The 24,428-nt window shown below is 42.9% G+C and carries 23 protein-coding genes; 17 read left to right on the top strand and 6 right to left on the bottom strand.

The window, feature by feature from the left end:
• The first annotated feature begins 36 nt into the window (after positions 1 to 36).
• Positions 37 to 483: a macrodomain Ter protein MatP gene (matP, locus tag A4G17_RS03345; protein WP_123957539.1), complete on the top strand. Its 447-nt coding sequence runs from the start codon at positions 37 to 39 to the stop codon at positions 481 to 483.
• Between the two features lie 110 nt (positions 484 to 593).
• On the opposite strand, the gene ompA is transcribed toward matP, so the two are convergent.
• A complete protein-coding gene (ompA, locus tag A4G17_RS03340; RefSeq protein ID WP_123957538.1) occupies positions 594 to 1,691 on the bottom strand; it encodes a porin OmpA in 1,098 nt (365 codons plus the stop codon).
• 431 nt (positions 1,692 to 2,122) lie between these two features.
• Here ompA and ydiJ point away from each other — a divergent pair, with 431 nt between their 5' ends.
• Both ydiJ and A4G17_RS03330 read left to right on the top strand, forming a co-directional pair.
• The gene (ydiJ, locus tag A4G17_RS03335) at positions 2,123 to 5,206 is read left to right on the top strand and encodes a D-2-hydroxyglutarate dehydrogenase YdiJ (RefSeq protein ID WP_123957537.1); all 3,084 of its coding nucleotides are present in this window, start codon (positions 2,123 to 2,125) and stop codon (positions 5,204 to 5,206) included.
• An 8-nt stretch (positions 5,207 to 5,214) separates the two neighbouring features.
• Positions 5,215 to 5,634 (top strand): hotdog fold thioesterase, encoded by a 420-nt coding sequence (locus A4G17_RS03330; RefSeq protein WP_123957536.1) that lies wholly within the window; start codon positions 5,215 to 5,217, stop codon positions 5,632 to 5,634.
• Positions 5,635 to 5,743: 109 nt separating this feature from the next.
• Here A4G17_RS03330 and glnA read toward each other — a convergent pair whose 3' ends face one another.
• Positions 5,744 to 7,165 carry a type I glutamate--ammonia ligase gene (gene glnA, locus A4G17_RS03325; RefSeq protein ID WP_123957535.1) on the bottom strand — a complete coding sequence of 474 codons (1,422 nt, stop codon included), beginning with the start codon at positions 7,163 to 7,165 and terminating at the stop codon, positions 5,744 to 5,746.
• Positions 7,166 to 7,375: 210 nt separating this feature from the next.
• Here glnA and A4G17_RS03320 point away from each other — a divergent pair, with 210 nt between their 5' ends.
• The 3 genes from A4G17_RS03320 (at position 7,376) to A4G17_RS03315 (ending at position 9,756) form a co-directional block, all read left to right on the top strand.
• Positions 7,376 to 8,038 (top strand): NAD(P)H-dependent oxidoreductase, encoded by a 663-nt coding sequence (locus A4G17_RS03320; RefSeq protein WP_123957534.1) that lies wholly within the window; start codon positions 7,376 to 7,378, stop codon positions 8,036 to 8,038.
• Between the two features lie 119 nt (positions 8,039 to 8,157).
• On the top strand, positions 8,158 to 8,328 hold the full coding sequence (locus A4G17_RS10290) for a hypothetical protein (protein WP_236941032.1): 171 nt from the start codon (positions 8,158 to 8,160) through the stop codon (positions 8,326 to 8,328).
• A gap of 15 nt (positions 8,329 to 8,343) precedes the next feature.
• Positions 8,344 to 9,756, top strand: a complete 1,413-nt coding sequence (locus A4G17_RS03315) for a class I SAM-dependent methyltransferase (RefSeq protein ID WP_236941031.1) — start codon at positions 8,344 to 8,346, stop codon at positions 9,754 to 9,756.
• Positions 9,757 to 9,809: 53 nt separating this feature from the next.
• Here A4G17_RS03315 and cpdA read toward each other — a convergent pair whose 3' ends face one another.
• Together cpdA and mutL are read right to left on the bottom strand one after the other, a co-directional pair.
• Entirely contained in the window at positions 9,810 to 10,634 is an 825-nt protein-coding gene (gene cpdA / locus A4G17_RS03310; protein ID WP_123957533.1) for a 3',5'-cyclic-AMP phosphodiesterase, read from the bottom strand.
• Between the two features lie 119 nt (positions 10,635 to 10,753).
• Positions 10,754 to 12,601 carry a DNA mismatch repair endonuclease MutL gene (gene mutL / locus A4G17_RS03305; RefSeq protein ID WP_123957532.1) on the bottom strand — a complete coding sequence of 616 codons (1,848 nt, stop codon included), beginning with the start codon at positions 12,599 to 12,601 and terminating at the stop codon, positions 10,754 to 10,756.
• A gap of 160 nt (positions 12,602 to 12,761) precedes the next feature.
• Between mutL and pstS the strand changes: the two genes are divergently transcribed.
• The 11 genes from pstS to A4G17_RS03250 all read left to right on the top strand — a co-directional run bounded on the left by pstS (position 12,762) and on the right by A4G17_RS03250 (position 23,174).
• A complete protein-coding gene (pstS, locus tag A4G17_RS03300; protein WP_418886395.1) occupies positions 12,762 to 13,832 on the top strand; it encodes a phosphate ABC transporter substrate-binding protein PstS in 1,071 nt (356 codons plus the stop codon).
• A gap of 85 nt (positions 13,833 to 13,917) precedes the next feature.
• The gene (gene pstC, locus A4G17_RS03295; protein ID WP_418886394.1) at positions 13,918 to 14,871 is read left to right on the top strand and encodes a phosphate ABC transporter permease subunit PstC; all 954 of its coding nucleotides are present in this window, start codon (positions 13,918 to 13,920) and stop codon (positions 14,869 to 14,871) included.
• Positions 14,871 to 15,719: a phosphate ABC transporter permease PstA gene (gene pstA / locus A4G17_RS03290; RefSeq protein WP_123957530.1), complete on the top strand. Its 849-nt coding sequence runs from the start codon at positions 14,871 to 14,873 to the stop codon at positions 15,717 to 15,719. The genes pstC and pstA overlap by 1 nt, the downstream gene beginning before the upstream one ends.
• Positions 15,720 to 15,721: 2 nt before the next feature.
• Complete coding sequence (gene pstB / locus A4G17_RS03285; RefSeq protein ID WP_123957529.1) at positions 15,722 to 16,495, top strand: phosphate ABC transporter ATP-binding protein PstB; 774 nt, start codon at positions 15,722 to 15,724, stop codon at positions 16,493 to 16,495.
• A 153-nt stretch (positions 16,496 to 16,648) separates the two neighbouring features.
• A complete protein-coding gene (phoB, locus tag A4G17_RS03280; protein ID WP_123957528.1) occupies positions 16,649 to 17,341 on the top strand; it encodes a phosphate regulon transcriptional regulator PhoB in 693 nt (230 codons plus the stop codon).
• Entirely contained in the window at positions 17,341 to 18,624 is a 1,284-nt protein-coding gene (phoR, locus tag A4G17_RS03275) for a phosphate regulon sensor histidine kinase PhoR (RefSeq protein WP_123957587.1), read from the top strand. The genes phoB and phoR overlap by 1 nt, the downstream gene beginning before the upstream one ends.
• A 70-nt stretch (positions 18,625 to 18,694) precedes the next feature.
• Positions 18,695 to 19,945, top strand: coding sequence for a glutamate-5-semialdehyde dehydrogenase (proA, locus tag A4G17_RS03270; RefSeq protein ID WP_123957527.1), 1,251 nt, complete (start codon positions 18,695 to 18,697; stop codon positions 19,943 to 19,945).
• A gap of 127 nt (positions 19,946 to 20,072) precedes the next feature.
• The gene (locus tag A4G17_RS03265) at positions 20,073 to 20,921 is read left to right on the top strand and encodes a virulence factor BrkB family protein (RefSeq protein ID WP_123957526.1); all 849 of its coding nucleotides are present in this window, start codon (positions 20,073 to 20,075) and stop codon (positions 20,919 to 20,921) included.
• Positions 20,918 to 21,352 carry a D-aminoacyl-tRNA deacylase gene (gene dtd, locus A4G17_RS03260; protein ID WP_123957525.1) on the top strand — a complete coding sequence of 145 codons (435 nt, stop codon included), beginning with the start codon at positions 20,918 to 20,920 and terminating at the stop codon, positions 21,350 to 21,352. Before A4G17_RS03265 ends, dtd begins: the two co-directional genes overlap by 4 nt.
• A gap of 14 nt (positions 21,353 to 21,366) precedes the next feature.
• The gene (gene tilS, locus A4G17_RS03255) at positions 21,367 to 22,644 is read left to right on the top strand and encodes a tRNA lysidine(34) synthetase TilS (RefSeq protein WP_123957586.1); all 1,278 of its coding nucleotides are present in this window, start codon (positions 21,367 to 21,369) and stop codon (positions 22,642 to 22,644) included.
• Positions 22,641 to 23,174 (top strand): histidine phosphatase family protein, encoded by a 534-nt coding sequence (locus A4G17_RS03250; protein WP_123957524.1) that lies wholly within the window; start codon positions 22,641 to 22,643, stop codon positions 23,172 to 23,174. The genes tilS and A4G17_RS03250 overlap by 4 nt, the downstream gene beginning before the upstream one ends.
• Positions 23,175 to 23,211: 37 nt before the next feature.
• Here A4G17_RS03250 and A4G17_RS03245 read toward each other — a convergent pair whose 3' ends face one another.
• Positions 23,212 to 23,508, bottom strand: a complete 297-nt coding sequence (locus A4G17_RS03245) for a DUF5389 family protein (protein ID WP_123957523.1) — start codon at positions 23,506 to 23,508, stop codon at positions 23,212 to 23,214.
• A 1-nt stretch (position 23,509) separates the two neighbouring features.
• Positions 23,510 to 24,403: a site-specific tyrosine recombinase XerD gene (gene xerD / locus A4G17_RS03240; RefSeq protein ID WP_123957522.1), complete on the bottom strand. Its 894-nt coding sequence runs from the start codon at positions 24,401 to 24,403 to the stop codon at positions 23,510 to 23,512.
• Between the last annotated feature and the right edge of the window lie 25 nt (positions 24,404 to 24,428).

Raw genomic sequence — 24,428 nt, 5'->3', positions numbered from 1 at the left:
ATTGGGCTATACTCTACAATAAATTGGGAGAGAAAAATGCGATACCAAAAATTAGAGGTTCAAGAAGCCAATTGGAAATGGAAATATCTGTTGAAAAAATATCGAGAAGGTGAAAATGTCACTAAATATGACGAAACGAGCCTAATTGAGCTTAAAATACAACTGCTCACTACATTGCAGAATTCGCCTGAAGAGATTGAACAGTGGATCAAAAAAGAAATGACTTCTGATCAGCGGCGGAGAATGCGTCAGTCGATTCGAGCAAGACGCAAACGCTTTTTTAATGCGGAAAAACAGTCAACTCGCAAAAAATCTATTGATCTTGACTATTCCAGTTGGCTTCGTTTGTCCAAACTCGCCACAAAAATGGAGATGACACTGTCCGAAACAATCCACTATCTCGCTGATGAGTATGAGAACAAACAGATTTATGCGGAACAAGTGGACAAAATGAAAGAAAACCTAAAAGCATTATTAAAATAGTAACCACAAGCGGTCAGTTCCGCTCAATTTTTTGCAAACTCCAACTATACAAACAAAAATGCCCGCAATTGCGGGCATTTCATGATTTCTAAGCCGTCAGCTTAAAGAAATTACATAACAACTTCTTTAGAACCTTGAACTTGGATTTCAACACGACGGTCTGGTGCTAAACAAGCGATAAGTGCTTTACGACCTTTAACCGCATCACAAGTGTTGCCAGTTACTGGGTTAGCTTTACCGTAACCTACCGCAGTTACGTTAGCTGGATTAACGCCTTTAGAAACGATGTAGTTAGCTACAGTTTCAGCACGTTTTTGAGAAAGTTTTAAGTTGTATGCTTCGCTACCGATACGGTCAGTGTAACCAGCAACTTGCACAGCTGGGTTAGCTAAACCTAATGCGTTGATTTCGGTGTGAGCTGCATCTAACGCAGAAGCTGCTGATGATTTTAAGTTTGCTTTGTTGAAGTCAAACAATACATCTGAGCTAAATGCGAAGTTTTTAGTAACAACTTCTGGAGCTGCAACTGGCGCCGCACCTTGACCGAAGCGGTAAGACAAACCGATAGCTACAGAGTGTGAATCTGGGCTATAATTTTCATTTGTATTTGGAACACCACCTTTAGCAAAAGCTTTATCTTCATTACCAATACGGCTTAACCATTGGTATTCTAAACGTACTGCTAACTCAGGAAGAATCGCATATTCAACACCAGCACCTAAAAGTAGAGAAGTTTTTAAATTATGATATTTATTCGTTTCTTTTGTTTTACTATAGTATTTATAGTCATTACGAATTAATGCAGCTCCAACCTTACCATAAACATCTAAGTCTTTAACAAGTTCATAACTTGGCTTCAGACTTAAATGTGTACCATGAGCAGAGTGTTTGAATGCACGGAATTCATTTTCGTTGCCACGTACACGACCAAAGTAATCGTAACCTAACTCAACAGCTAAGTTATCAATGATTTGATAACCACCAAATACACCGTAAGTTACTGAGTGACGATTAACACCATAGCCTCCACCTACTGCAAGGTCATAACGTGAATCACCAGCGTATTTAGAATCAAACTGGTTGATGTCATTGTGGAATGTTGCCCAACCTGCTTTAGCACCAACATAGAAAGTGTTTGCTTGTGGAGCTGCTTGAACAGAAGCAATTGCGAAACCAGAAACTGCTAATGCAATTAAAGATTTTTTCATTTTGATATCCTCATATTATCGTCTTACGAGATAAAAATATTTAACATCAATCAAACCACGATTTAATGTTAAGGTTAAATCCTTCTAAACCTAAAAAGATTAAAGAAGGTCTAGAATTCTGAGCCATTCTATCAAAAAATATTCATAAGCACACTGAACTTTTGTAAAAAAGTGTAATGCAACCTAAGAAAAGCCTACTTTTTGAACCAAAATGTTAAAAAATCTGACAATTATCTTATTATTAATTTTTTTAACATTTCAATAAACATTTATTTCCTAAATGTATTAGGAATCATGCTTCAAAAATAAATAATACGAATAAAACATATTTCTATTAAATCTAACAATCCAAAATTTCTGTACAAAAATCTTAAATCTGCCCGCAAATCTTGTTACTATTTCGCCAGTTATTTTTGAAGATTCCTATAATTATGATTCCACGTTTAGCCAACACACCTCAACTTGATCCTACCGTTGAACGCTTTCTCACAGACTTACAAGAGCAGCATTTTAGCGGTGATATTGCTTCAAGCTACGCCGACCGACTCACCCTTGCGACAGACAACAGTGTTTATCAACAAATTCCACAGGCGATTGTTTTCCCGAAATCCATTGCGGATGTGGTGATTTTGACCAAGCTCGCCCAGAAGCCACCGTTTCAATCACTCACTTTTACTGCACGGGGTGGTGGCACTGGCACTAATGGGCAATCGTTAAATCACAATATCATTGTCGATCTCTCCCGCCATCTGAATCAAATTCTTGAGCTAAATGTGGAACAGCGTTGGGTTCGGGTGCAAGCTGGCGTGGTGAAAGATCAGCTGAATCAATTTCTCAAACCATACGGACTGTTTTTCTCGCCCGAACTCTCGACTAGCAACCGAGCCACCTTAGGTGGAATGATCAACACCGATGCATCTGGACAAGGTTCGTTGCAATACGGAAAAACGTCCGATCACGTGCTTGGGCTGAAATCGGTGCTGATCAATGGCGAAATTTTAGAGACGCAAGCGGTCAGTTCTGATGATTTTTTTGCAAATGTAGACCGTTTGAATTTGTCCGCTCACGGCAAACGGCTGCATTGTGAAGTTTTTGAACGCTTCCGTAAATTGCGTCCAACGGTGTTGCGGGAGTTGCCACAGCTCAACCGCTTTTTGACGGGCTACGATCTGAAAAATGTGTTTAATCACGATGAAACCACGTTCAATCTCACTCGTATTTTGACAGGCTCCGAAGGCTCGCTCGCGTTTATTTGTGAAGCCACTCTCAACTTACTGCCCATTCCGCAATATCGCACGCTCATCAATGTGAAATATAACTCCTTCGATGCGGCGTTGCGTTCTGCCCCATTTATGTTGCAAGCCAATGCATTGTCGGTGGAAACCGTCGATTCCAAAGTGCTGAATTTGGCGAAGCAAGATATTGTGTGGCATTCCGTTTCCGATCTCTTAAAAGAAGAAAATGAAGAAATTCTCGGGTTGAACATTGTGGAATATGCCTCGAACGATCAAGCGGAAAACGATCAGCGAGTTGCCGATCTTTGTGGAGCGTTGGATCGCAAAATTGCCGAAGGGACAAGCGGTCTGATCGGCTATCAAATTTGCAATGATCTTGATTCCATTGAAAAAATCTACGCAATGCGGAAAAAAGCGGTTGGCTTGCTCGGCAACGCAAAAGGCTGGGCAAAACCGATTGCCTTTGTGGAAGACACCTGCGTGCCGCCTGAAAATCTCGCCGATTACATTGCCGAATTCCGCCAATTATTAGACGACAACGGTTTAGAATACGGGATGTTCGGGCACGTGGATGCGGGCGTGCTGCACGTTCGCCCTGCTCTTGATTTATGCGAACGTGAGCAGGTGCAAAAATTCAAACAGATTTCCGACCAAGTGGTCGAACTCACGGCTAAATACGGCGGCTTGATTTGGGGTGAACACGGCAAAGGAATGCGTTCCGCCTATGGTGAACGGTTCTTTGGTGAAACCTTGTGGCGTGAACTGCGGTATATCAAACAGCTTTTTGACCCGCAAAACCGCTTAAACCCCGGCAAAATCTGCACCCCCTTAAATTGTGAGCAGTCACTTTATGCCATTGATTCCACAATGCGAGCCGATTTCGACCGCCAAATTCCGATTCAAGTGCGGGAAAGCTTCAAAGGAGCAATGAATTGCAACGGCAACGGCTTGTGCTTCAATTTTGATGTACATAGTACAATGTGCCCGTCAATGAAAGTGTCGGGTAATCGCCTGTTTTCACCAAAAGGGCGAGCGGCATTAGTGCGGGAATGGCTGCGATTGCTTACCGAGCAGAATATTTCGCCGAATGAACTGATTTTCCGCCAAACCACAAGTAGTGCCAAGTTAGTTGAATTTGTCCAAAAAGTGCGAAACCAATGGCAAAAACACCGTGAGTACGATTTTTCTCATGAAGTCAAAGCTGCAATGGACACTTGCTTGGCGTGCAAAGCCTGTGCCAGCCAATGCCCGATCAAAATTGATGTGCCAACCTTCCGCGCCCAATTTAATGCAGTATATCACCAACGCTATTTCCGTCCGCTGAAAGATCACGTGGTGGCAAATTTGGAATTTGTCGCACCGTTGATGGCAAAAGCCCCAAAACTGTTCAATTTCTTCAGTGCCAATAAAATTGCCGAAACGGTAGCGAGTAAAACCATTGGCATGGTCGATTTGCCCGCACTGTCAGTGCCAACGTTGCAACAACAGTTAGTTGAAATCGGCTATCAAGGCGACAGCCTCGATCAGCTTGAACAAAAACTTACAAGCGGTCAGATTTCGGCAGAAAATTGCATTTTTGTGGTGCAAGATCCATTCACCTCTTATTACGATGCCAAAGTGGTAGCGGATTTTGTGCAGCTCTGCCAAAAACTTGGTTTCAAACCGATTGTGTTGCCGTTTAACCCAAGTGGCAAAGCTCAACAAGTCAAAGGCTTTTTGGCAAGATTCGCCCGCACTGCCCAAAACCAAGCGAATTTCCTCAGCCGAGTAGCGAAATTAGGGATTGCGATGGTTGGGGTCGATCCCGCATTGGCTTTGATTTATCGGGAAGAATACAAAGCGATCTTAAAAGAAAAACGGGGCGAATTTGAAGTGCTTCTGGCACACGAATGGTTGTTGAAACAATTGCAAAGTGGTCGCTTAGCGAATGGCAAAATTTCAGCAAAATCTGACCGCTTGCCATGGCACTTATTTTCCCATTGCACCGAATCCACCGCCTTGCCAAACAGCAGTAAACAGTGGCAGCAGATTTTCGCCCACTTTGGCGAACAACTCAGCCTTGAAACAACGGGCTGCTGCGGAATGGCAGGTACATTTGGACACGAAACCAAGCACATAGCGATGTCGAAAGCCATTTACGCCCAATCGTGGCAAAAAAAATTACAAGGCAAAGATCTCAACCGCTGCCTAGCCACTGGTTACTCCTGTCGAAGCCAAGTAAAACGAATGGCGCATCACGTGTTGAAGCATCCTGTACAGGCGTTGCTAGCAATTATTTAGGAAATATTATGATCTGGAAAAAATCGCTCTCTCTCTCTCAATTAAACCAACTATGTCAAAACTCGGCAGTATCGCATTTAGGTATTGAATTTACTGACCAAGGCGATGATTTTTTAGTGGCTACCGTGCCAGTCGATCATCGTACGACTCAGCCATTTGGCTTGTTGCACGGTGGAATTAGTGCCACCCTTGCCGAAACACTCGGTTCAGCGGCGGCGTTGTTGTCTGCCGAAGACAATCAAATTCCCGTGGGAACAGAGCTGAACATCAGCCATTTAAAAGCAGTGAAACAAGGTAAAGCAACAGGCAAAGCGACGCCACTGCATTTGGGCAGAGATAGCCAAGTGTGGAATGTCGAAATTTTTGATGAAACTGACCGCTTGTGTGCTGTCGCTCGTTTGTCGGTTCGGTTGTTGGAAAAAAGATAGAAAAAATGAGAAGAAAAAACGTTGCCTAATGGCAACGTTTTTTTATGGATTAATGATGTTCGTGGTAATCATGAATTGCTGGGTTTGCAATTTGAATATCCAAAAAGGATTAAGCATAATACATTTCAAATTCGACTGGATGTGGCGTCATATTTAACCGTTCCACTTCTTTACGGCGAATCCCAATGTAAGCCTCAATAAATTCTTTACTGAACACACTACCTTTGGTTAAGAACTCATAATCTTGCTCAAGGTTATTTAAGGCTTCTTCCAATGAACTTGCCACAGCGGGAATTTCTTTCAATTCTTCAGGTGGAAGATCATAAAGGTTCTTATCCATCGCATCGCCTGGGTGGATTTTGTTGATGACACCGTCTAAACCTGCCATTAACAAGGCAGAGAAGGCCAAGTATGGATTTGCTAATGGATCTGGGAAACGCGCTTCCACACGTGTTGCTTTCGGGCTAGTGACCGCAGGAATGCGGATCGATGCCGAACGGTTGCTCGCCGAATACGCCAACAACACCGGTGCTTCAAAGCCTGGTACTAAGCGTTTGTAAGAGTTAGTACTTGGGTTAGTGAACGCATTTAGTGCTTTAGCATGTTTGATAATGCCGCCAATGTAGTACAACGCCGTTTCAGATAAGCCTGCATATTTATCGCCCATAAATACGTTTTTGCCATCTTTGGAAAGCGACATATTGCAGTGCATACCAGAACCATTATCGCCAGTAATTGGTTTTGGCATAAAGCAAGCCGTTTTACCATGCTCAACAGCGACGTTTTGCACCACATATTTGTAAATTTGGGTTTCATCCGCTTTCAGTGTCAGTGTATTAAAACGGCAAGCAATTTCATTTTGCCCTGCAGTTGCCACTTCGTGATGGTGGGCTTCAACGACCAAGCCAAGTTCTTCCATAATCAAGCACATTTCCGAGCGAATATCATGAGCGGTATCATTTGGGGCAACGGCACAGTAACCACCTTTTTTCAGTGGACGATACGCGTTATTGCCGCCATCGTAAGGCGTATTGGTATTCCATGCGGCTTCAATATCATCAACTTCGTAAGAATTGCCATTCATTCCTATACCAAAACGCACGTCATCAAATAAGAAGAATTCTGGTTCTGGCCCGAATAGCACGCTGTCTGCGATGCCCGTTGACTTCAAATAATTCTCGGCTCGAATTGCTATCGAACGAGGGTCACGGTCATAACTTTGCATCGTGTTGGGATCATAAATGCTGCAGCGGATAGTCAAGGTAGGAATGCGGGCAAAAGGGTCAACAACAGCAGTTTCAGGGATTGGCATTAACAGCATATCGGCTTTATTAATTGTTTTCCAACCTTCAACCGATGAACCATCAAACATTTTGCCGTCTTCAAAAAGATCTTCTAAATCATCGGCAACCAACGAAACAGGTAGGGAAACACCATGCTCTTTACCTTTAATATCGGTGAATTTGAGCAATACAAATTTAATATCATTTTCTCTAATCAATTTTGCCACACTGGCAATCGCATTCGACATAGTTGGGGATCCTTGGAATAAAAGTGAAGTGTCTTTTTCGCAACCGTTTGCGTAGGTTTGTGAAAGGAAGAAAGATACTCCATTTCACCTTTTTTTGAAACGGTCAGAGCGTAAAAATTTGCAAAATTTTTCTCAGATCTCACCGCTTGTTACCTAACCCTATTCCGTTGTACCATTTATTGTCTTATTTTGAACCAAAAGGAAATCACTATGCACTTAATTACTCGTGAAAATATGATTGAAATCTTCCACCGCCGTGCCTCTACTCGCAATTACGATCCTGCTCGCAAAATTCCTGCCGATGATTTTGCCGCAATTTTAGAATTTGCACGTTTGTCGCCAAGCTCTGTCGGCTCAGAACCGTGGCAATTTTTAATCATTCAAAATGCTGAACTTCGCCAAAAACTCAAACCAATTTGCTGGGGAATGACAACACAAGTCGATGATTGCAGCCATCTAGTGGTAATTTTGGCCAAGAAAAATGCCCGTTATGATTCTGAATTTTTACGCGAGTCAATGATCCGCCGAGGTGTAACGGAAGAACAGATGCCAATGGTTGTCGAAAAATACCGTAAATTCCAATATGAAGAAGCCAACGTAGGCGATAACGAACGCACCCTTTTTGACTGGGCATGTAAGCAAACGTATATCGCGCTTAGCAACATGCTCACAGGTGCGGCTGCAATCGGTGTGGATAGCTGCCCAATTGAAGGGTTCGATTATCGTGCTGTCAATCAATTACTCGCTGATGAAGGCTTATTTGATCCAAATGAATGGGGCGTTTCCGTGATGGCAACCTTTGGTTATCGTGCCAAAGAAATCAAACCCAAAGCTCGCAAAACCATTGAACAGATTGTGAAATGGGTCGAATAAACGCCATTACTGATAATAATTAGGTTTGAAATGGCTTTCATAGAGAAAGCCATTTTTATCTCATTCTACTAATTTATGCTAAAATCGCATTCCAACTTCATACCACTTACCGTCTCAAAATGACTCACAACACCCAAACGCATTCCCGTTTAGCTCAAGACCACAACGATACACCTTACACTTCTTTTGTCTTTCCGGCTTGCCAACCTACCCGTTTGCATGCTTTAGCGAAAATCAAAGGTCTCAACCCACCACCAATTGAAACAGCAAAAATTTTGGAAATTGGCTGATCTTTTGGCGGTAATTTGCTGCCTTTTGCTATTCGTTATCCAAACAGCCAAATTATCGGTATTGATTTATCAGAACATCAAATCAATGTTGGCCAGCAAATGTTTGAAGAGATGGGCATCAAGAATGTGGAATTGGTAGTTGCCGATATCAGCCAAGTAAGCTTTAATCTCAAATTCGACTATATTATCTGCCACGGAGTGTTCAGCTGGGTGCCCGAATTTGTGCAATCTGCGATTTTATCGGTAATCAAAAATTATCTCGTTGAAAACGGCATTGCTTACATCAGCTACAATACTTACCCAGGTTGGAAATTCAAAGACATCGGCAAAGACTTAATGCTCTTTGGCAGTGACAGCAGCCAGCCGTCTACCGAACGCGTGAAGCAAGGGTTTGATATTCTTGAATTAACCAGACAAACCTTAGGTAACCAGCAGTCCATCTTGGCAAAAACTCTTGAGAAATTCACTCAGGGACGCAAAGCAGAAAGTCAAACTTATATTGCCCATGAATATTTCGAAGAATATAACCAGCCATTCTACTTTAAAGAATTTGTCCATAAACTTGGGCAATACGAGTTGGCTTATCTGACGGATGCATCAAAACCCGCTTTCTTTTATGCCAACCACTTTGGCAGTAACGAGCAAGCCGAGAAAATCTGCCAATATTTCCAATTCAACCTAGAAGATATTGAGCAGTATTTTGACTTCATCACGGCCCGAGAATTTCGTGGCAGCGTTATCACGCATCGTCAAAACAAAATGGACAGTGGCATCACAAACCATATTGAGCAATACAATCTCTGTTACCATTTTTATGATCTTTATCTGTTCGCAGCCGCACAATTTAAACACGCCGATGAACAACTACCTGCACGTTGGGAACTGCACTACCAAAATCACATCAGTTCTACACCTCAAAACGATGCCTTATTTCATTATCTGCAAGAACAAAATGTACCTTGCAAAATTCAGGATATTTTTGACTATTTAGCGAATTTGGAGTGCTACAACGAAGCCGATTTGATACATACCTTATGGAATTTAATTCATTTAGCTGGAAGCTACATCTGCTTTGCACCAGAGCCTAACCAAACTTACGGCAAGAAGCCTAAATTAGCAGAAAAATATGCAACGCTTATGCATATTGTTCACCATAATCATGGCATTACCAGCTTATCAAATCGCTATTATCAACGTGTAGATGCTGATTTTTTAATGAATTATTTGTTCCCCCTCCTTGATGGCAGCAGAACCGTAACGCACTTGGTCAAACAGCTGCGTCAAGACATCGAAGACGGAGCCATTATCATTTCGGAAAACCATCAAGAAAGAGAAAGTAAAGATATCAAAGACAAAGACATAAAATCCTTAGTTATCCGATGTCTCGATACTTTGCAGAATTACGGGTATTTTAATCAGTATGATTAAGGTATTTAAATTGACGCAAAAGGCGGAATGTAATTCCGCCTTTTGTTTATCCTTTAATAACCCCACGCTTTGAAGTTTGGTAAAAAATCGTTGCAATCTAACCGCTTAACTTGGGTTTCAATTGAGCCATCAGGGTGTAAAATCAGTTCTCGCCAACCTTGTGGAATTGGATCTAGAGTAAACTCATCGCAATTCGGTTTAAATTGAATACAGGTCGATGGCGTAGCAAGCACACGATAGCCGTGCCACATTTGATCCACTTCTTGGTGGATATGCCCATGTAAAATCCCTTTCACCATTGGAAAATCGCTTAACACGTCCGCCAGTTGATCGGCATTAGCAAGACTATGTTGATCCAGCCAAGCGGAATTGGTCGGCAGAATATTGTGATGCAACGCAATCAAGGCATAGCGATCAGGATACATCGCCAATTTTTCCGCTAAAAAATTGAGCTGTGCTTGGCTCAATTCGCCCTTTGGCTGCTCGGGCAAATGGCTATCAAGCAAAATCACCTGCCATTTTTGACCTGCAAGGACTTGTTTATGCGGCTGAATTTGAGCGTACATCGACAACGCATTGCTCATCTGCGGCTGCAGATCATGATTGCCTTCCACCCAGAAAATGGGCTTAGCTAAGGGTTTCACCATATTGGCAAAACGATGATACGCCTCTCGATTATGATCTTGGACTAAATCGCCTGTGGCTAAAATAAAATCATATTGGAAAGGCTCCCGCAAAATGGCGTTTAGCACCGCCTCAAAACTACGGATTGTCGGCACGCCGAGCAGCTGTCCATCTTCATTTGTAAATAAATGCGGGTCGGTTATTTGCAAAATGCGGATGGACGCCAAATCGGGGAAATGATATGGCTCTTGCATTAGATTTATCTCTTAAAATTCAAAACTATATGCAAGTCTAGTGATTTTTAATCCGTTGTCAGCAAGCAATTTTCAAAAATGTGCAGTACCCCACATTTTTCTGCCAAATTGAGTTAAATTTACATTAATTTAAGATAATCCGTGAAATCGACCACCGTTTTCCACTGTTCAAGAAGGTGTTTACCTTGCGTCGATTGCTCGGCTTCCGCCAACAAATTCACGGCTTCCGCAAGGCTACAAGCGGTCAGATCCACACAATTTTTTGCAAAAAATTCTACGCAACTGCCCGCTTGTTCCGCCAGCAATTTTAGCAGCAATTGTTGCAAATTCTTTTCACGCAAGCAGCTTGGCACTTGCAAAATCGCCAAGCGGGTTTGCCCCTGCCACTGCTTTGTTTGAAAGGCAAAGCCGATCGCCACCAGATCGTTTTCTAACTGTTGTAACTGTGCGGCTTGCTCTTGATCCAAGCTGATAGAGAGCGGGATCAATAAACTCTGGCTTTCGCCTTGTTGCAGTTGGCGTTGCAATCGTAGCTGTGCCAGTTTTTGCAAGCTGACAAGGGAAAAATCGTCCCCTTGTTTCAATAGCACCGCTTGATTGTGAACAATGGCAAGGGGTTGGCAATGCCCTGAGGGTTGAAGTTCAGCCATTGTAAGTGGTGGATTTTTTTGGGGGGGCTGCACATTGGTTGACGTGTCGATTTGCAAAATATTTGCCGAATCTGACCGCTTGTTGCCTCCGCCCAGCAGCTCGCCATACCATTTCTGCTCACTGTTGCTCACGCTTTCTCGAGCAGACTGCCACGCTCGCTGTCCTCCACCATAGTCATGTGTTGATAGCTTCTTGCCATATTCACTGGCAAAAATATTGCGACCTGACGCCCCAACGTTTGTATCCGCGACATAAGTCGGCACTGGCTCGCCCACTTCATTGGCTAGGGGTAATTTTTCCGTACCTTGCACCGCATTCAGCACCCCTTGATAGATGAAATCGTGCACCAGTCGCCCTTGATGAAAGCGAACTTCGTGCTTGGCGGGATGTACATTCACATCCACATAACTTGGGTCTAGATCCAAAAATAGCACAAACGCAGGATAAGTTTCTTTCGGTAGGCTGTCACCGTAGGCCTGGCGAATGGCATGATTGATGGTTTTATCCCGCATCATCCGCCCATTGACGTAGCTATAACAGAGATCATTTTGCGGACGCACAAAATAAGGCGATCCGACCCAACCATACAAGTGCAAATCACCGTGTTGCCAGTCGATATGCGTGGCACTTTGCATAAAATCTTCACCACAAATCGCCGCTACCCGTTTTTGTTGCTGCTCAATATGTTGATCTGCAACCGCTTTGTAATGGCGAATTTTTTTGTCGTTGTGGGTCAAAATAAAGGTGACATTCGGCTTTGCCAACGCAATGCGACGAAGCACTTCATCAATGTGGGCAAATTCCGTTTTGTCGGTGCGTAAAAATTTACGGCGGGCTGGCGTGTTGAAAAACAGGTTGGCGACTTCAATCGTCGTACCAATAGGGTGCGAAGCAGGCTGAATTTCCACCGCCATCTCTCGCCCTTGGGCATAGGCTTGCCACGCCTCTGTTTGATATTCGGGGCGGGAAGTAAGCGTTAAACGCGAAACCGAGCTGATACTCGCCAACGCCTCACCGCGAAAGCCTAGGCTTAAAATCGACTCCAGATCTTCCAGTGTGGCGATTTTGCTGGTGGCGTGGCGAGCGAGTGCTAACGCCAGATCCTGTTTGCCGATCCCGCAGCCGTTATCACGAATGCGGATCAACTGCGAACCGCCTTTCTCAATATCAACCTGAATCAGCGTCGCCCCCGCATCCAAGCTGTTCTCGACCAACTCTTTGACCACCGAGGCAGGACGCTCCACTACTTCTCCAGCAGCAATTTGGTTAGCAAGTTGTGGCGGTAAAATGTGAATTAACGGCGTTGGCGTGGTCATCAGTGGGGTCTCATTGAATGAAAAATGGCAAAATTTTAGCATAAAGCGGCAATCACAAAAAGAAACTGCCTTATAAACATTAAACGAGAGCGAGAGACCGCTGTCTTTACATTCATGTCATCATTTTGTCATATTTCTTTTTTACACTTTCATACGTGAGATGTTATCCCTCAATAAAACGGAGAAAGCTATGTTAGTTAAATTCAAATTTCCTCTCGCTATTTTAGGCTTTAGTTGTGCCTTATTTTCTATTGCGAAAGCCGAAACTATTACAGGTGCAGGAGCCTCATTTCCTTATCCAATCTATGCTAAATGGGCTGGGCTGTACGAACAAGAAACCGGTAATCGTGTGAATTATCAATCCATTGGTTCAGGAGGAGGGCAGCAACAAATTATCGTTAAAACGATTGATTTTGGGGCTTCCGATGATCCGATGACGGAGAAATCACTCAATCAAAATCAACTATTACAATTCCCCGCAATTATTGGAGGAACAGTTCCTGTTGTGAATATCCCCGAGATAAAATCAGGTGAGCTCAAGCTATCGGGCAAAGTCTTGGCAGATATTTATCTAGGACATATTAAACAGTGGAATGATCCTGCCATTCTTCAATTAAATCCTAATTTATCTCTCCCTGACAAAAATATCCTTGTGATCCGCCGTTCTGATGGATCAGGCACAACCTTTGGATGGACAAATTACTTATCAAAAGTTTCTTCAGAATGGAAAGAAAAGGTAGGTGAAGGGAAATCCGTCAAATGGCCTGTCGGGCAAGGTGGAAAAGGAAATGAAGGGGTTGCGGCTTATGTAAAACAATTAAAGCATTCAATTGGGTATGTCGAATATGCCTATGCAAAACAAAATGGGCTAGCTTGGATTTCTCTTCAGAATGCCTCTGGAAAATTTGTTCAACCTTCAAGTGAAACATTTATGGCTGCTGCCAATAATGCAAAGTGGGATGAAACAGCTGGTATGGGGGTAATACTCACTCATGAAAGCGGTGAAAAGTCTTGGCCAATTACTGCCGCCAGTTTTATTTTAATCCATAAAAATGCAGATAAACCGGAACAGACTAAAAGCGTTTTTGCTTTCTTTGACTGGGCATTTGCTCACGGAAAAAATGCAGCACTTGAATTGGATTATGTGCCAATTCCTGATGATGTCGTGCATAAAATCAAAGAAAAATGGAAAACAGAGATAAAAGATATCTCAGGAAAAACACTGTTCTAAATAGTCTCCATTGGTCTTAAAAAAGCTTGCTTTCTTGTTCAAGGAAGAAAGCAAGCGGTCAGATTGTAGTGAAATTTCGCAAATTATGATGAATCAACTTAATAATCAATGTCTCAATCACACTTGGATTGAGTCCCTATTTCATCACATTACCCGACTATGTGCCCTGCTCGTTTTTATGATGTTAGCGGCTATTTTGATTTCATTGATTATCGGTAGTTGGGATTCTATTCAAAAATTTAGTTTTGATTTTTTATGGAGAAATGAGTGGGACCCAGTCCACAATGAGTATGGTGCGTTAGTCCCGATTATCGGTACTTTAATTTCTGCGGGTATTGCATTGTTGATTGCAGTGCCCATTTCATTTGGCATAGCTACCTTTCTCACGGAACTCTCACCAGAATGGCTGAAGCGCCCCATCGGTACCGCCATTGAAATGTTAGCGGCAGTACCTTCGATTATTTATGGAATGTGGGGCTTATTTGTTTTTGTGCCATTATTTCAAGAATATATTCAACCATCATTAATTGAATGGTTTGGCAATGTACCCGTATTGAGTCTACTCTTCTCTGGTGCTCCTTTTGGTATTGGATTATTCAGTGCAGGGCTTGTCCTTGCAATCATGATCATTCCGTTTATTGCTTCTGTTATGCGAGATGTGTTTAGTATTGTACCCACACTTCTTAAAGAATCCGCTTATGGGCTAGGTTCAACGACTTGGGAAGTGATTTGGAAAGTCGTTCTTCCTTATACCAAAACAGGCATCATTGGTAGTGTCATGCTTGGGTTAGGAAGGGCTCTAGGCGAAACAATGGCTGTCACGTTTATCATTGGCAATGCATTCCAGCTTCCTGATTCTATCTTCTCCCCATCAACCTCTATCGCATCAGCCATTGCCAATGAATTCAATGAGGCAGGAGGATTACAAAGGTCAGCGTTAATGGAACTTGGATTAATTCTATTTTTAATGACAACTTTCGTGCTAACTGCTTCTAGATTGCTCATTTTACGCACAGCCAAGAAACAAGGAGCGAAATAATGGAGCAACGTCACAATCGCCTATTTTATTGGAGAAAATGCCGTAATAAAACTATGTTAGGGCTGGCTTATCTTGCCGTCATTTTCGGGCTTTTCTGGCTGGTTTGGATTCTTTCAACTTTAGCATTAAAAGGGATTCCTGCCCTTTCACTTGAAGTGTTCATACAAAGTACCCCTGCCCCTAATGAACCAGGAGGATTACTTAATGCCATTATAGGCTCACTTTTAATTGTTAGCATTGCCACTTTAATTGCGACCCCTATTGGTATTCTGGCGGGTACTTATCTAAGTGAATATGGACGACATTCGTCGCTTGCCAAGGTCACTCGCTTTTTGAATGATGTGCTATTGTCTGCACCATCTATCATTATTGGACTTTTTGTCTATGCCATTTATGTTGCACAAGTAAAACACTATTCGGGTTGGGCTGGATCTATTTCTCTCGCGATTTTAACGATCCCGGTTATAGTACGCACAACAGACAATATGCTTAATCTCATTCCGAACAACTTACGTGAAGCCGCTGCCGCCTTAGGCTGCCCACAATGGCGAATCATTACAATGATCTGCTATCGTGCCGCCCGATCAGGGATTCTCACGGGGATTTTGCTTGCTGTTGCTCGAATTTCTGGTGAGACAGCACCACTACTCTTTACTGCTTTATCCAATCAGTTTATGTCTTGGGATATGAATGCACCAATCGCAAATTTACCTGTCGTGATTTACCAATATGCCGCAAGTCCCTTTAGTGACTGGAATAGCCTAGCTTGGGCAGGAGCGACATTAATTACGTTATTTGTTCTCACGTTAAATATTGTAAGCCGATTGTTTATTAAAAATAGGAATTAATAATGACCACTTTCACAAATATTGATGAAAAAATCGCTATTAAACAGCTTAATTTCTACTATGGCGATTTTCACGCATTAAAAAACATCAATCTTTCCATTGCAAAAAATAAAGTGACTGCCTTTATTGGCCCTTCTGGCTGTGGAAAATCAACATTACTTCGCACGCTCAACCGCATGTTTGAATTGTATCCAAACCAACATGCAACAGGGGAAATTTTGCTTGATGGGAAAGATTTACTCACATCCGAAACCGATATTGCTATCATTCGATCAAAAGTCGGAATGGTTTTCCAAAAACCGACACCGTTTCCCATGTCCATTTACGACAACGTTGCCTTTGGCATCCGCTTATTTGAAAAATTACCTAAATCCGAACTCAATGACCGTGTTGAGTGGGCATTAACCAAGGCTGCGTTATGGAATGAAGTCAAACACAAACTACATCAAAACGGTGATAGTTTATCAGGCGGGCAACAACAACGTTTGTGTATTGCTCGTGGCATTGCAGTGAAACCCGAAGTACTTTTACTCGATGAACCTTGTTCTGCACTTGATCCCATTTCTACTATGAAAATTGAAGAACTTATCAACGAACTAAAACACGATTACACTGTTGCTATTGTGACACATAACATGCAGCAAGCCTCTCGCTGTTCAGACTATACCGCCTATATGTATCTTGGTGAGCTAGTAGAATTTGGTGATACCTCACAAATTTTTGATAAACCAAAGTATCAACAAACGGAAGATTACATCAAAGGCAGAATGGGATAATGTTCAAATTGACTAAAACTCAGCCTATTCTGCTAAAATACTCGCCTGAGAACTTAGCCCTCTTTCTAACCAAGGCAGGGAGTACCTGCCTTCAATTCATCACCATACAAGCGGTCAGTTCCGAACAATATTTTGCAATTCAAGGGGGCTAAAATGCCTAAAAAAATTTTAGTAGTTGAAGATGAACATGCCATTCGTGAAATGATTTCTTTTTATCTAAATCATCAAAACTACACCATCCTTGAAGCAGAAGATTATTTAAGTGCCATCAAAAAGTTACAAGAAGAACCCCAACTTATTTTAGTAGATTGGATGCTACCTGGACGCTCAGGAATTCATCTGATTGACTATCTGAAAAAACACGAGCAGCTCTCTAAAATTCCAATTATTATGCTCACCGCACGCAGCACGGAAGCTGATTGCATTACTTGTCTTAATGCAGGGGCTGATGATTACATTACGAAACCCTTCTCACCCAAAATTTTATTAGCCCGAATTGAAGCTTTGTGGCGTAGAAGCTACGAATTGCCAAGTCATTTGATCAATATTGATAATTTAGTCATCGATACACAAGCTCAACGAGTTCTCGCGGATGGAAAAGACATTGAATTAAGTCACACTGAGTACAAACTATTGCTCTTTTTTATGACTCATCCCGAAAAAGTCTATACTCGTGAGCAGTTACTTAATGCCATTTGGGGCGATGACATTTATGTAGAAGATCGTACCGTCGATTCCACGATTCGCCGCTTACGAAAAAGCTTAGAACCATTTAATTTCAATCGCTATATTCAAACCGTTCGTGGCTCAGGCTACCGCTTTTCGACTCATTTTCAGGACGAATGATGAAACTCAATCTTTCTCTTAAACACCTTATGATTGAGCTACTGCTTGCAGCGAGTAGTGCTTTTCTGTTTAGCCTGTTTGCCCAAAATTTTTTATTTTGGTTTACCATTAATTTAGTGTTATTACTGATTTGGCACCATCACAATGAATTTAGCTTATTGCAAATCATCAACCCAAACCGCCCGCTTGCAAAAACAAAGATTTCCCGTGGTATTGAACATTTATCACAAACTGCAGCCTATCACCAAGCTCGCTCCCGCCGAGAAAAAATTCAAACCCTACGCTTACTTTCTAAACTCAATCGTAATATTCAATACCTACCAGATGCCATCATTATCTGTGAAAACAATGGTGATATTTCATGGTGTAATCAGGCTGCCCAACAGCTTTTTGAATTTTTTTGGGATAAAAATACACAAAAAAACGCACTTAATGTGATCTTTTACCCCGAATTCAAACACTATTTTCAGCAAAACCGCCATAAACGCCCTCTCGTGTTACTTACTCACCATAAACACTACATTGAGCTTAATTTAACCCGCTATGACAGCAATGCAATGATGCTTATTGCCAGGGACGTTACCACATTTGTCAGATTATTACATAGCAGGCAAACTTTTTTAGCCAATATCAATCACGAACTTCGTACCCCCCTGACTGTATTACAAGGCTATTTAGAAATGCTAGAGACGGATAACCAAAATCCACAATTGCAACATAAAGCCATTGTCGCGATGAAAGCCCAAAGTGAACGAATGGCAAATTTGCTAAAACAATTAGGGGAGTTAGCTAAAATTGAAGGATCAAATAACGCAGAGCATCACGCTGTCAATGTTTCAGAACTCATTCTTTCTCTTCAAAAAAATACAGAAATTCTTCAACAGCAACAACGAATCACATTCGACATTGAGCCCGATATTCAAATTCTAGGAGACGAAGGACAAATCCAAAGTGCAATTTCCAATTTAATTTACAATGCCATTCGTCATGCGGGAGAAGAAGCCACTATTCATATTAGCTGGCGATATTCTGAACAAGGTGCTCATTTTTCTATTTGCGATAACGGTATTGGTATCGACATAAAACATCTCGCTCATCTAACTGAACGATTCTATCGAGTGGATGAATCACGTAATAATCAAACTGGTGGCAGTGGCTTAGGTCTTGCGATTGTCAAACACGCTCTTGAACAACATCAAAGCCAATTAAATATTCATAGCGAGATCGGAAAAGGTAGTCAATTTTCATTCATAATCAAACCTGAACTACTTATTAAATCATAAACAAGCGGTCAGTTTCGGGAAAAATTTTGCAAATTTTGCTACACTCTCGACATTGATTTTAGGAGCTTTTATGACGATGTTAGAACTGGCGAAACACGCCAAGCAAGCCAGCGTGGAGCTGGCACAATTCGGCAATGTGCAGAAAAATCAGGCATTGTTGGCGATTACCGAGAGCCTTGAGCAACGCACCGCCGACATCTTAGCGGTGAATGCCAAAGATATTGAATTTGCCCAAAGCCAAGGGATTTCAGCGGCGATTATCGACCGCTTGTTGCTCACGCCCGAACGCATTCAGGCGATCGCCAACGATGTACGAAATGTGGCGAAACTTGCCGATCCTGTCGGGCAAGTGATCGACGGTGGCGTGCTGGATAGCGGGTTGAAAATCGAACGCCAACGAGTGCCGCTTGGTGTGGTGCTGACCATTTATGAAGCCCGCCCGAATGTGACTATTGACGTGGCATCACTCTGCTTAAAAACGGGCAATGCGGTGATTTTACGAGGCGGGAAAGAAACCAAATTCACTAACGCCATTTTGGTTGAAGTAGTGCAGCAAGCCTTGGAAAAAGCGGGTTTACCGAAATTAGCAGTGCAAGCAGTCACGGATCCTGACCGTGCATTACTGCTCGAATTACTCAAATTAGACCGCTACATTGATATGCTTATTCCTCGTGGGGGGGCGGGTTTGCATCAGTTCTGCAAAGAAAATTCGACCATTCCCGTGATTGTCGGTGGTATCGGCGTGTGCCATTTGTATGTGGAAGCCACGGCAGATGTAGAGCGTTCTCTTGATGTCATCGCCAACGCCAAAACCCAACGCCCAAGCACCTGCAACACCCTTGAAACCTTGTTGGTTGATCGCCCAATCGCCGCAGAATTTTTGCCGAAATTAGCTACTCGTTTAGCGGAATTAGGCGTGACGGTTCACAGCGATGATTTCCCTGCTGAATTGCAAAATCTCGTCAAAATCCAACCGCTTGTTGAAGACGAACTTCGCCAAGAATGGCTTTCACTCGATTTGAACGTCATGGTGGTGGACGGCATTGCCCATGCTATTTCACACATTCGCACTTACGGCAGCCAGCATTCCGAAGGCATTCTCACCAGCAATTACACTTTAGCTCGCCAGTTCGTGCAGCAAGTGGATGCGGCGGCGGTTTACATCAACGCCAGTACTCGTTTTACCGATGGAGCACAGTTCGGTTTAGGGGCGGAAGTTGCCGTCAGCACCCAAAAACTCCACGCCCGAGGCCCTATGGGATTGGAAGCATTAACCACCTACAAATGGGTGTGTGAAGGGGATTATTTAAGTCGTCGATAGACAAAAAAGCCTGCAAACTGCAGGCTTTTTTCGTTTACAAGCGGTCAGTTATTCACAACATTTTGCAAATTAAAATGGCTCGGTCTTGTGTTAAAATATGTCCACTATTTTTTATTGATGAATACGCATGAACAATCTTCTTTTCTTTTTCAAGCTGCTTTTCTTTCGCTTTCAGCAAAACAAAATTGGGATTTATTCAGGTTATCTCACTTACAGTACCTTGTTAGCCATGGTGCCTCTGATTATGGTGGTCTTTTCCATTTTCACCTTAATGCCCATTTTCCAAGAGGCAAGCAATATGCTAAAAGAATTGGTATATGACAATTTCGCCCCCAGTGCGAGTGATTTAGTGGCACAATATCTCGATCTTTTTGTCGAAAATTCCAAAAAAATGGGGCTGATTAGTATTTTAGGCTTGGTGGTTGTGGCGGTGATGCTCATTTCGAGTATTGATAATGCCCTCAATGAGATTTGGCATAACACCAAAGTTCGACCAATTGTGCTGTCCTTTGTTATCTATCTGTTCGTCTTGATCTTCGGACCAATTCTTGCAGGTGCAAGTATTGCAATCAGCTCCTACATTCTCTCTTTTAAACTCTTTGATACGAACGGAGTGATTCCTTTTAGCCATCACCTGTTGAGCCTAATGCCCTTTTTCTTGACTTGGCTGATGTTCAGTTTGGTTTACACTATTGTGCCAAACACCAAAGTGAAATTTAAACACTCAGCAATTGGCGCCTTAATTGCGGGATTATTTTTCACACTCGGTAAGGAAATTTTTGTGTGGTACATCACTACTTTTCCATCTTATCAAGCTATTTACGGCGTGTTGGCGACCATTCCAATTATGATTGTCTGGATCCACTTGAGCTGGAAAGTTGTGCTATTGGGTGGGCAAATTGCCTCTGTGTTAAAAGATATGGAATTGATTGAAATGGGGCAACTCGCGAATCCATTAGCTAAGGAAAACACATGATTGGCTTAATTCAACGAGTAAAATGGGCAAAAGTAGAAGTGGATGATCAAATCGTGGGTGAAATTCGCTCAGGATTGGTCGTCTTACTTGGCGTTGAACAGGGTGATGATCAAGCCAAAGCGGATAAATTGCTCGAAAAAGTACTGAATTATCGGATTTTTGCGGATGAAAATGGCAAGATGAATTTGAATGTGCAGCAAGCAGGCGGCAGTTTGTTAGTGGTTTCGCAATTTACCCTTGCCGCCGACACGCAAAAAGGATTACGCCCGAGTTTCTCTCGAGGGGCAAACCCTACTGATGCGGAGCGGCTTTACGACTATTTTCATCAGCAAGCCGCCCAAAAAATTCAAACCGCAACAGGGCAATTTGCCGCTGATATGCAAGTAAGCCTACAAAATGATGGGCCTGTCACCTTTTGGTTGCAAGTTTAATTTCTAAGACAATGATGCAACGTGCCTTTTTCAACCAAATTGAACAGCATTTCCCAACACAAACTGACTTTCTGATCGGATTAAGCGGTGGGGTAGATTCGGTGGCGTTGCTGCATCTTTTCTGCCAACTTCGCCAGCACAAGCCGCTCAATTTGCGGGCAATTCATATTCATCACGGTTTAAGCCCAAATGCCGATAGCTGGGCGGCATTCTGCCAAACATTGTGCGAACAGTGGCAAATTCCGCTAAGTGTTCAGCAAGTACAAGTTGTTGGCACACAAGGGCTGGAGGCCAACGCACGCCAAGCACGCTACCAAGCCATTCAAGCCCAGATTCAGCCTAATGAAATTTTCTGCACCGCCCACCATTTAGACGACCAAGTCGAAACGTTCTTTTTGGCACTCAAACGGGGAGCTGGATTGAAAGGTCTCTCGGCAATGCAAGCGGTCAGTTTCTGGCAACGTTTTACCATTTTTCGCCCACTATTATCTTTCAGCAAAGCGGAGCTTCTCACTTATGCGACGGTTGAAAAGTTGCCTTGGATTGAAGATGAAAGCAACGCCAATACGCAGTTTGACCGCAACTTCTTGCGAAATGATGTGTTACCACTCCTTAATCAACGCTGGCAGCAATTCAACCCAATGGTTGCCCGAGCCAGCCAACATTGTGCTGAACAGCAACAGCTCATCGAAGAATTACTTGCCGATGAACTCAATCAACGAGCTGATTTCGCCGAACAGAGCCTGAATATTGACGGTTTCGAGCATTTTTCCCTATTGAAACAGCAGCAACTCATTCGCCTGTGGCTTGAGAGATACCAACAACCGATGCCAAGCAAAGCCCTGCTCAAGCAAATCATTCAGCAGCTCATTTTTGCGGAAAAAGATAAAAATCCACAAGTGAAAGTGGGGCAGAAAATGGTGAGAAGGTATCAGCAAAAAATATTTCTTACTGAAGAATCCCCTTTGGACTCCCTTTTTCAAAGGGAAGTCAATATCAAGGATTTCATCGAGCTCCCCCACAACCTTGGAACGCTCATTCGCACGGCAGATAGTTTGATTTGCAAAAAATCTCACGGAACTCACCGCTTGTTGCTCCCTGTGGAACTGCGAAATCAGCCATTAGTCGTCCAATTTACCGCACCGAGCAAAGTCAAATGCTATGGTAAGCCTCATCGGGAAGAGATGAAGAAAATTTGGCAGGCACACAAAATCCCCGTTTGGCAACGCCACTGTACACCGTTGGTGTTTTTTGGCGAGGAGTTAGTCGGAATTTTGGGAGAAGAAAAATGACGACAATCTACCTTATTCGGCACGCAACGCCTGATGTAGGCAACCCTTATTGTGATTACGCCCAAGCAGTTGAATTGCTCAATGAATATAATCAAACGGTAAAACTACGGCTCGAAGAAACTTGCGTAGCTCCGTCATTTGAAGAATTGCCAATTTACAGTTCGCCACTTCCTAGAGCGAAACTTACGGCAGAAACCTTGTTTCCTACTCGGACTATTCTGTTTGACGAGCGGCTGCAAGAGTTCAACTTAACGATCGCACCAATAAAATGGCTCAAATGCCGTTTTCAACATTGGCTGGCAATTTCTCGGCTTTTATGGTTTTTAGGGTTACACCAATGTGGCAACACGCCAAAGCAAGAAAAACAACGCATTGCGGATTTTATGCAACAGAATCTTTTAGAAAGCAGTATTATCGTTGCTCACGGTTTTGTTTTACGAGAAATAAAAAAATCCCTACATAAGCAGGGATTTACCTCTAAAATACTCGCCAAATCGGGCTGTTTTACGGTTGAATGCTTATCCAAATAAGGCTACAAGCGGTCACATCCCGCAAAAATTTTACCCATCAAACGCTTTGAACGATATAGAAAAACAGGCTATAGAAGGCGATAAAACCTAAAATGAGTAGCCCTTTTGCCAAAGCGGGTTGGCTACGATGGATCTTAAATAACATGCCTGAGATCGCTAATAAAACGGCAGGGTAAACCCAAAAAGTGATTGAAAAGAAATCAATTTGGCTTGGGGTGAGATTAGGGCTACTGCTGAATTTTGCCGAGACAAATAAGCCTAATGGCCATAATGCACTTGGTAGGCAGAACAGAGCTAACGCCCAACTGAACGGGGAAAATCCTTGTTTTTGCATATTATCCTCTAGGGTGAAATTGTTGATGGAGCGATTTTAACCGAGCTTTCGCCACTTGGGTATAAATTTGTGTGGTGGAGAGATCGCTATGTCCAAGTAGCATCTGTACCACACGTAGATCCGCCCCGTGATTGACCAAATGAGTAGCAAAAGCATGGCGTAATACGTGGGGGGAGAGCTTGTCACTCGCTATCCCCGTAAGCAATGCGTAATGCTTAATGCGATGCCAAAAGGTCTGGCGGGTCATTTGTTTGCCTAAACGGCTCGGAAAAACGACATCCGATTGGACTTCTCCTAGCAACGCCCGCCGTCCATACTGGAAAAACTCACCGATCCAGTAACTTGCTTCTTCGCCAAGGGGCACAATGCGTTCTTTGTCGCCCTTACCAATCACCCGCAATAAGCCTTGGGTCAAGCTCAAGCTATCAACCGTTAGCGACACCAATTCAGTCACCCGCAGCCCCGTGGCGTATAGCAACTCCAACATGGCTTTATCACGTAATTCAAGCGGATCATTGGTATTCGGGGCATTAAGCAGATCTAATACTTGATCTTCACTTAACGATTTCGGCAAATGAGCGGGCTTGCGTGGCGATTTCAGCGTTTCGCTCGGATCATCACTGCGATAACCTTCTAAGAACAAAAAGCGGAAAAATTTCCGCAAGCAACTCAACATTCTTGCGGAACTAGACGATTTATAGCCCTGTTCTAAACGCTCACCAAGAAAGGTTTGTAAATCTACTGCATCCGCAGTCAAATACGCTTTCGGCTCAGGTAACCAACTAACAAACGCCGCTAAATCCAAACGATATGATTCCACGGTGTTGTCCGACAAATGATGCTCTTGCCAAAGGTTATCCAAAAATTGTTCAAGGGTGGGATCAAGTTGTTTCATATATGCGGCGAAATCGAGAAAATCT

Source organism: Frederiksenia canicola (assembly GCF_011455495.1).
In the GTDB taxonomy this organism is placed as follows: domain Bacteria; phylum Pseudomonadota; class Gammaproteobacteria; order Enterobacterales; family Pasteurellaceae; genus Frederiksenia; species Frederiksenia canicola.
Note: the sequence above shows the minus strand (reverse complement) of the source record. Positions and strands in the feature narration are given on the sequence as shown.

What these genes read in the sequence shown, in the direction of transcription:
- matP (WP_123957539.1), top strand. Translation starts at nt 37, where the DNA reads ATGCGATACCAAAAATTAGAGGTTCAAGAAGCCAATTGGAAATGGAAA.
- ompA (WP_123957538.1), bottom strand. Translation starts at nt 1,691, where the DNA reads ATGAAAAAATCTTTAATTGCATTAGCAGTTTCTGGTTTCGCAATTGCT.
- ydiJ (WP_123957537.1), top strand. Translation starts at nt 2,123, where the DNA reads ATGATTCCACGTTTAGCCAACACACCTCAACTTGATCCTACCGTTGAA.
- A4G17_RS03330 (WP_123957536.1), top strand. Translation starts at nt 5,215, where the DNA reads ATGATCTGGAAAAAATCGCTCTCTCTCTCTCAATTAAACCAACTATGT.
- glnA (WP_123957535.1), bottom strand. Translation starts at nt 7,165, where the DNA reads ATGTCGAATGCGATTGCCAGTGTGGCAAAATTGATTAGAGAAAATGAT.
- A4G17_RS03320 (WP_123957534.1), top strand. Translation starts at nt 7,376, where the DNA reads ATGCACTTAATTACTCGTGAAAATATGATTGAAATCTTCCACCGCCGT.
- A4G17_RS10290 (WP_236941032.1), top strand. Translation starts at nt 8,158, where the DNA reads ATGACTCACAACACCCAAACGCATTCCCGTTTAGCTCAAGACCACAAC.
- cpdA (WP_123957533.1), bottom strand. Translation starts at nt 10,634, where the DNA reads ATGCAAGAGCCATATCATTTCCCCGATTTGGCGTCCATCCGCATTTTG.
- mutL (WP_123957532.1), bottom strand. Translation starts at nt 12,601, where the DNA reads ATGACCACGCCAACGCCGTTAATTCACATTTTACCGCCACAACTTGCT.
- pstS (WP_418886395.1), top strand. Translation starts at nt 12,762, where the DNA reads ATGTTATCCCTCAATAAAACGGAGAAAGCTATGTTAGTTAAATTCAAA.
- pstC (WP_418886394.1), top strand. Translation starts at nt 13,918, where the DNA reads ATGATGAATCAACTTAATAATCAATGTCTCAATCACACTTGGATTGAG.
- pstA (WP_123957530.1), top strand. Translation starts at nt 14,871, where the DNA reads ATGGAGCAACGTCACAATCGCCTATTTTATTGGAGAAAATGCCGTAAT.
- pstB (WP_123957529.1), top strand. Translation starts at nt 15,722, where the DNA reads ATGACCACTTTCACAAATATTGATGAAAAAATCGCTATTAAACAGCTT.
- phoB (WP_123957528.1), top strand. Translation starts at nt 16,649, where the DNA reads ATGCCTAAAAAAATTTTAGTAGTTGAAGATGAACATGCCATTCGTGAA.
- phoR (WP_123957587.1), top strand. Translation starts at nt 17,341, where the DNA reads ATGAAACTCAATCTTTCTCTTAAACACCTTATGATTGAGCTACTGCTT.
- proA (WP_123957527.1), top strand. Translation starts at nt 18,695, where the DNA reads ATGACGATGTTAGAACTGGCGAAACACGCCAAGCAAGCCAGCGTGGAG.
- A4G17_RS03265 (WP_123957526.1), top strand. Translation starts at nt 20,073, where the DNA reads ATGAACAATCTTCTTTTCTTTTTCAAGCTGCTTTTCTTTCGCTTTCAG.
- dtd (WP_123957525.1), top strand. Translation starts at nt 20,918, where the DNA reads ATGATTGGCTTAATTCAACGAGTAAAATGGGCAAAAGTAGAAGTGGAT.
- tilS (WP_123957586.1), top strand. Translation starts at nt 21,367, where the DNA reads ATGCAACGTGCCTTTTTCAACCAAATTGAACAGCATTTCCCAACACAA.
- A4G17_RS03250 (WP_123957524.1), top strand. Translation starts at nt 22,641, where the DNA reads ATGACGACAATCTACCTTATTCGGCACGCAACGCCTGATGTAGGCAAC.
- A4G17_RS03245 (WP_123957523.1), bottom strand. Translation starts at nt 23,508, where the DNA reads ATGCAAAAACAAGGATTTTCCCCGTTCAGTTGGGCGTTAGCTCTGTTC.
- xerD (WP_123957522.1), bottom strand. Translation starts at nt 24,403, where the DNA reads ATGAAACAACTTGATCCCACCCTTGAACAATTTTTGGATAACCTTTGG.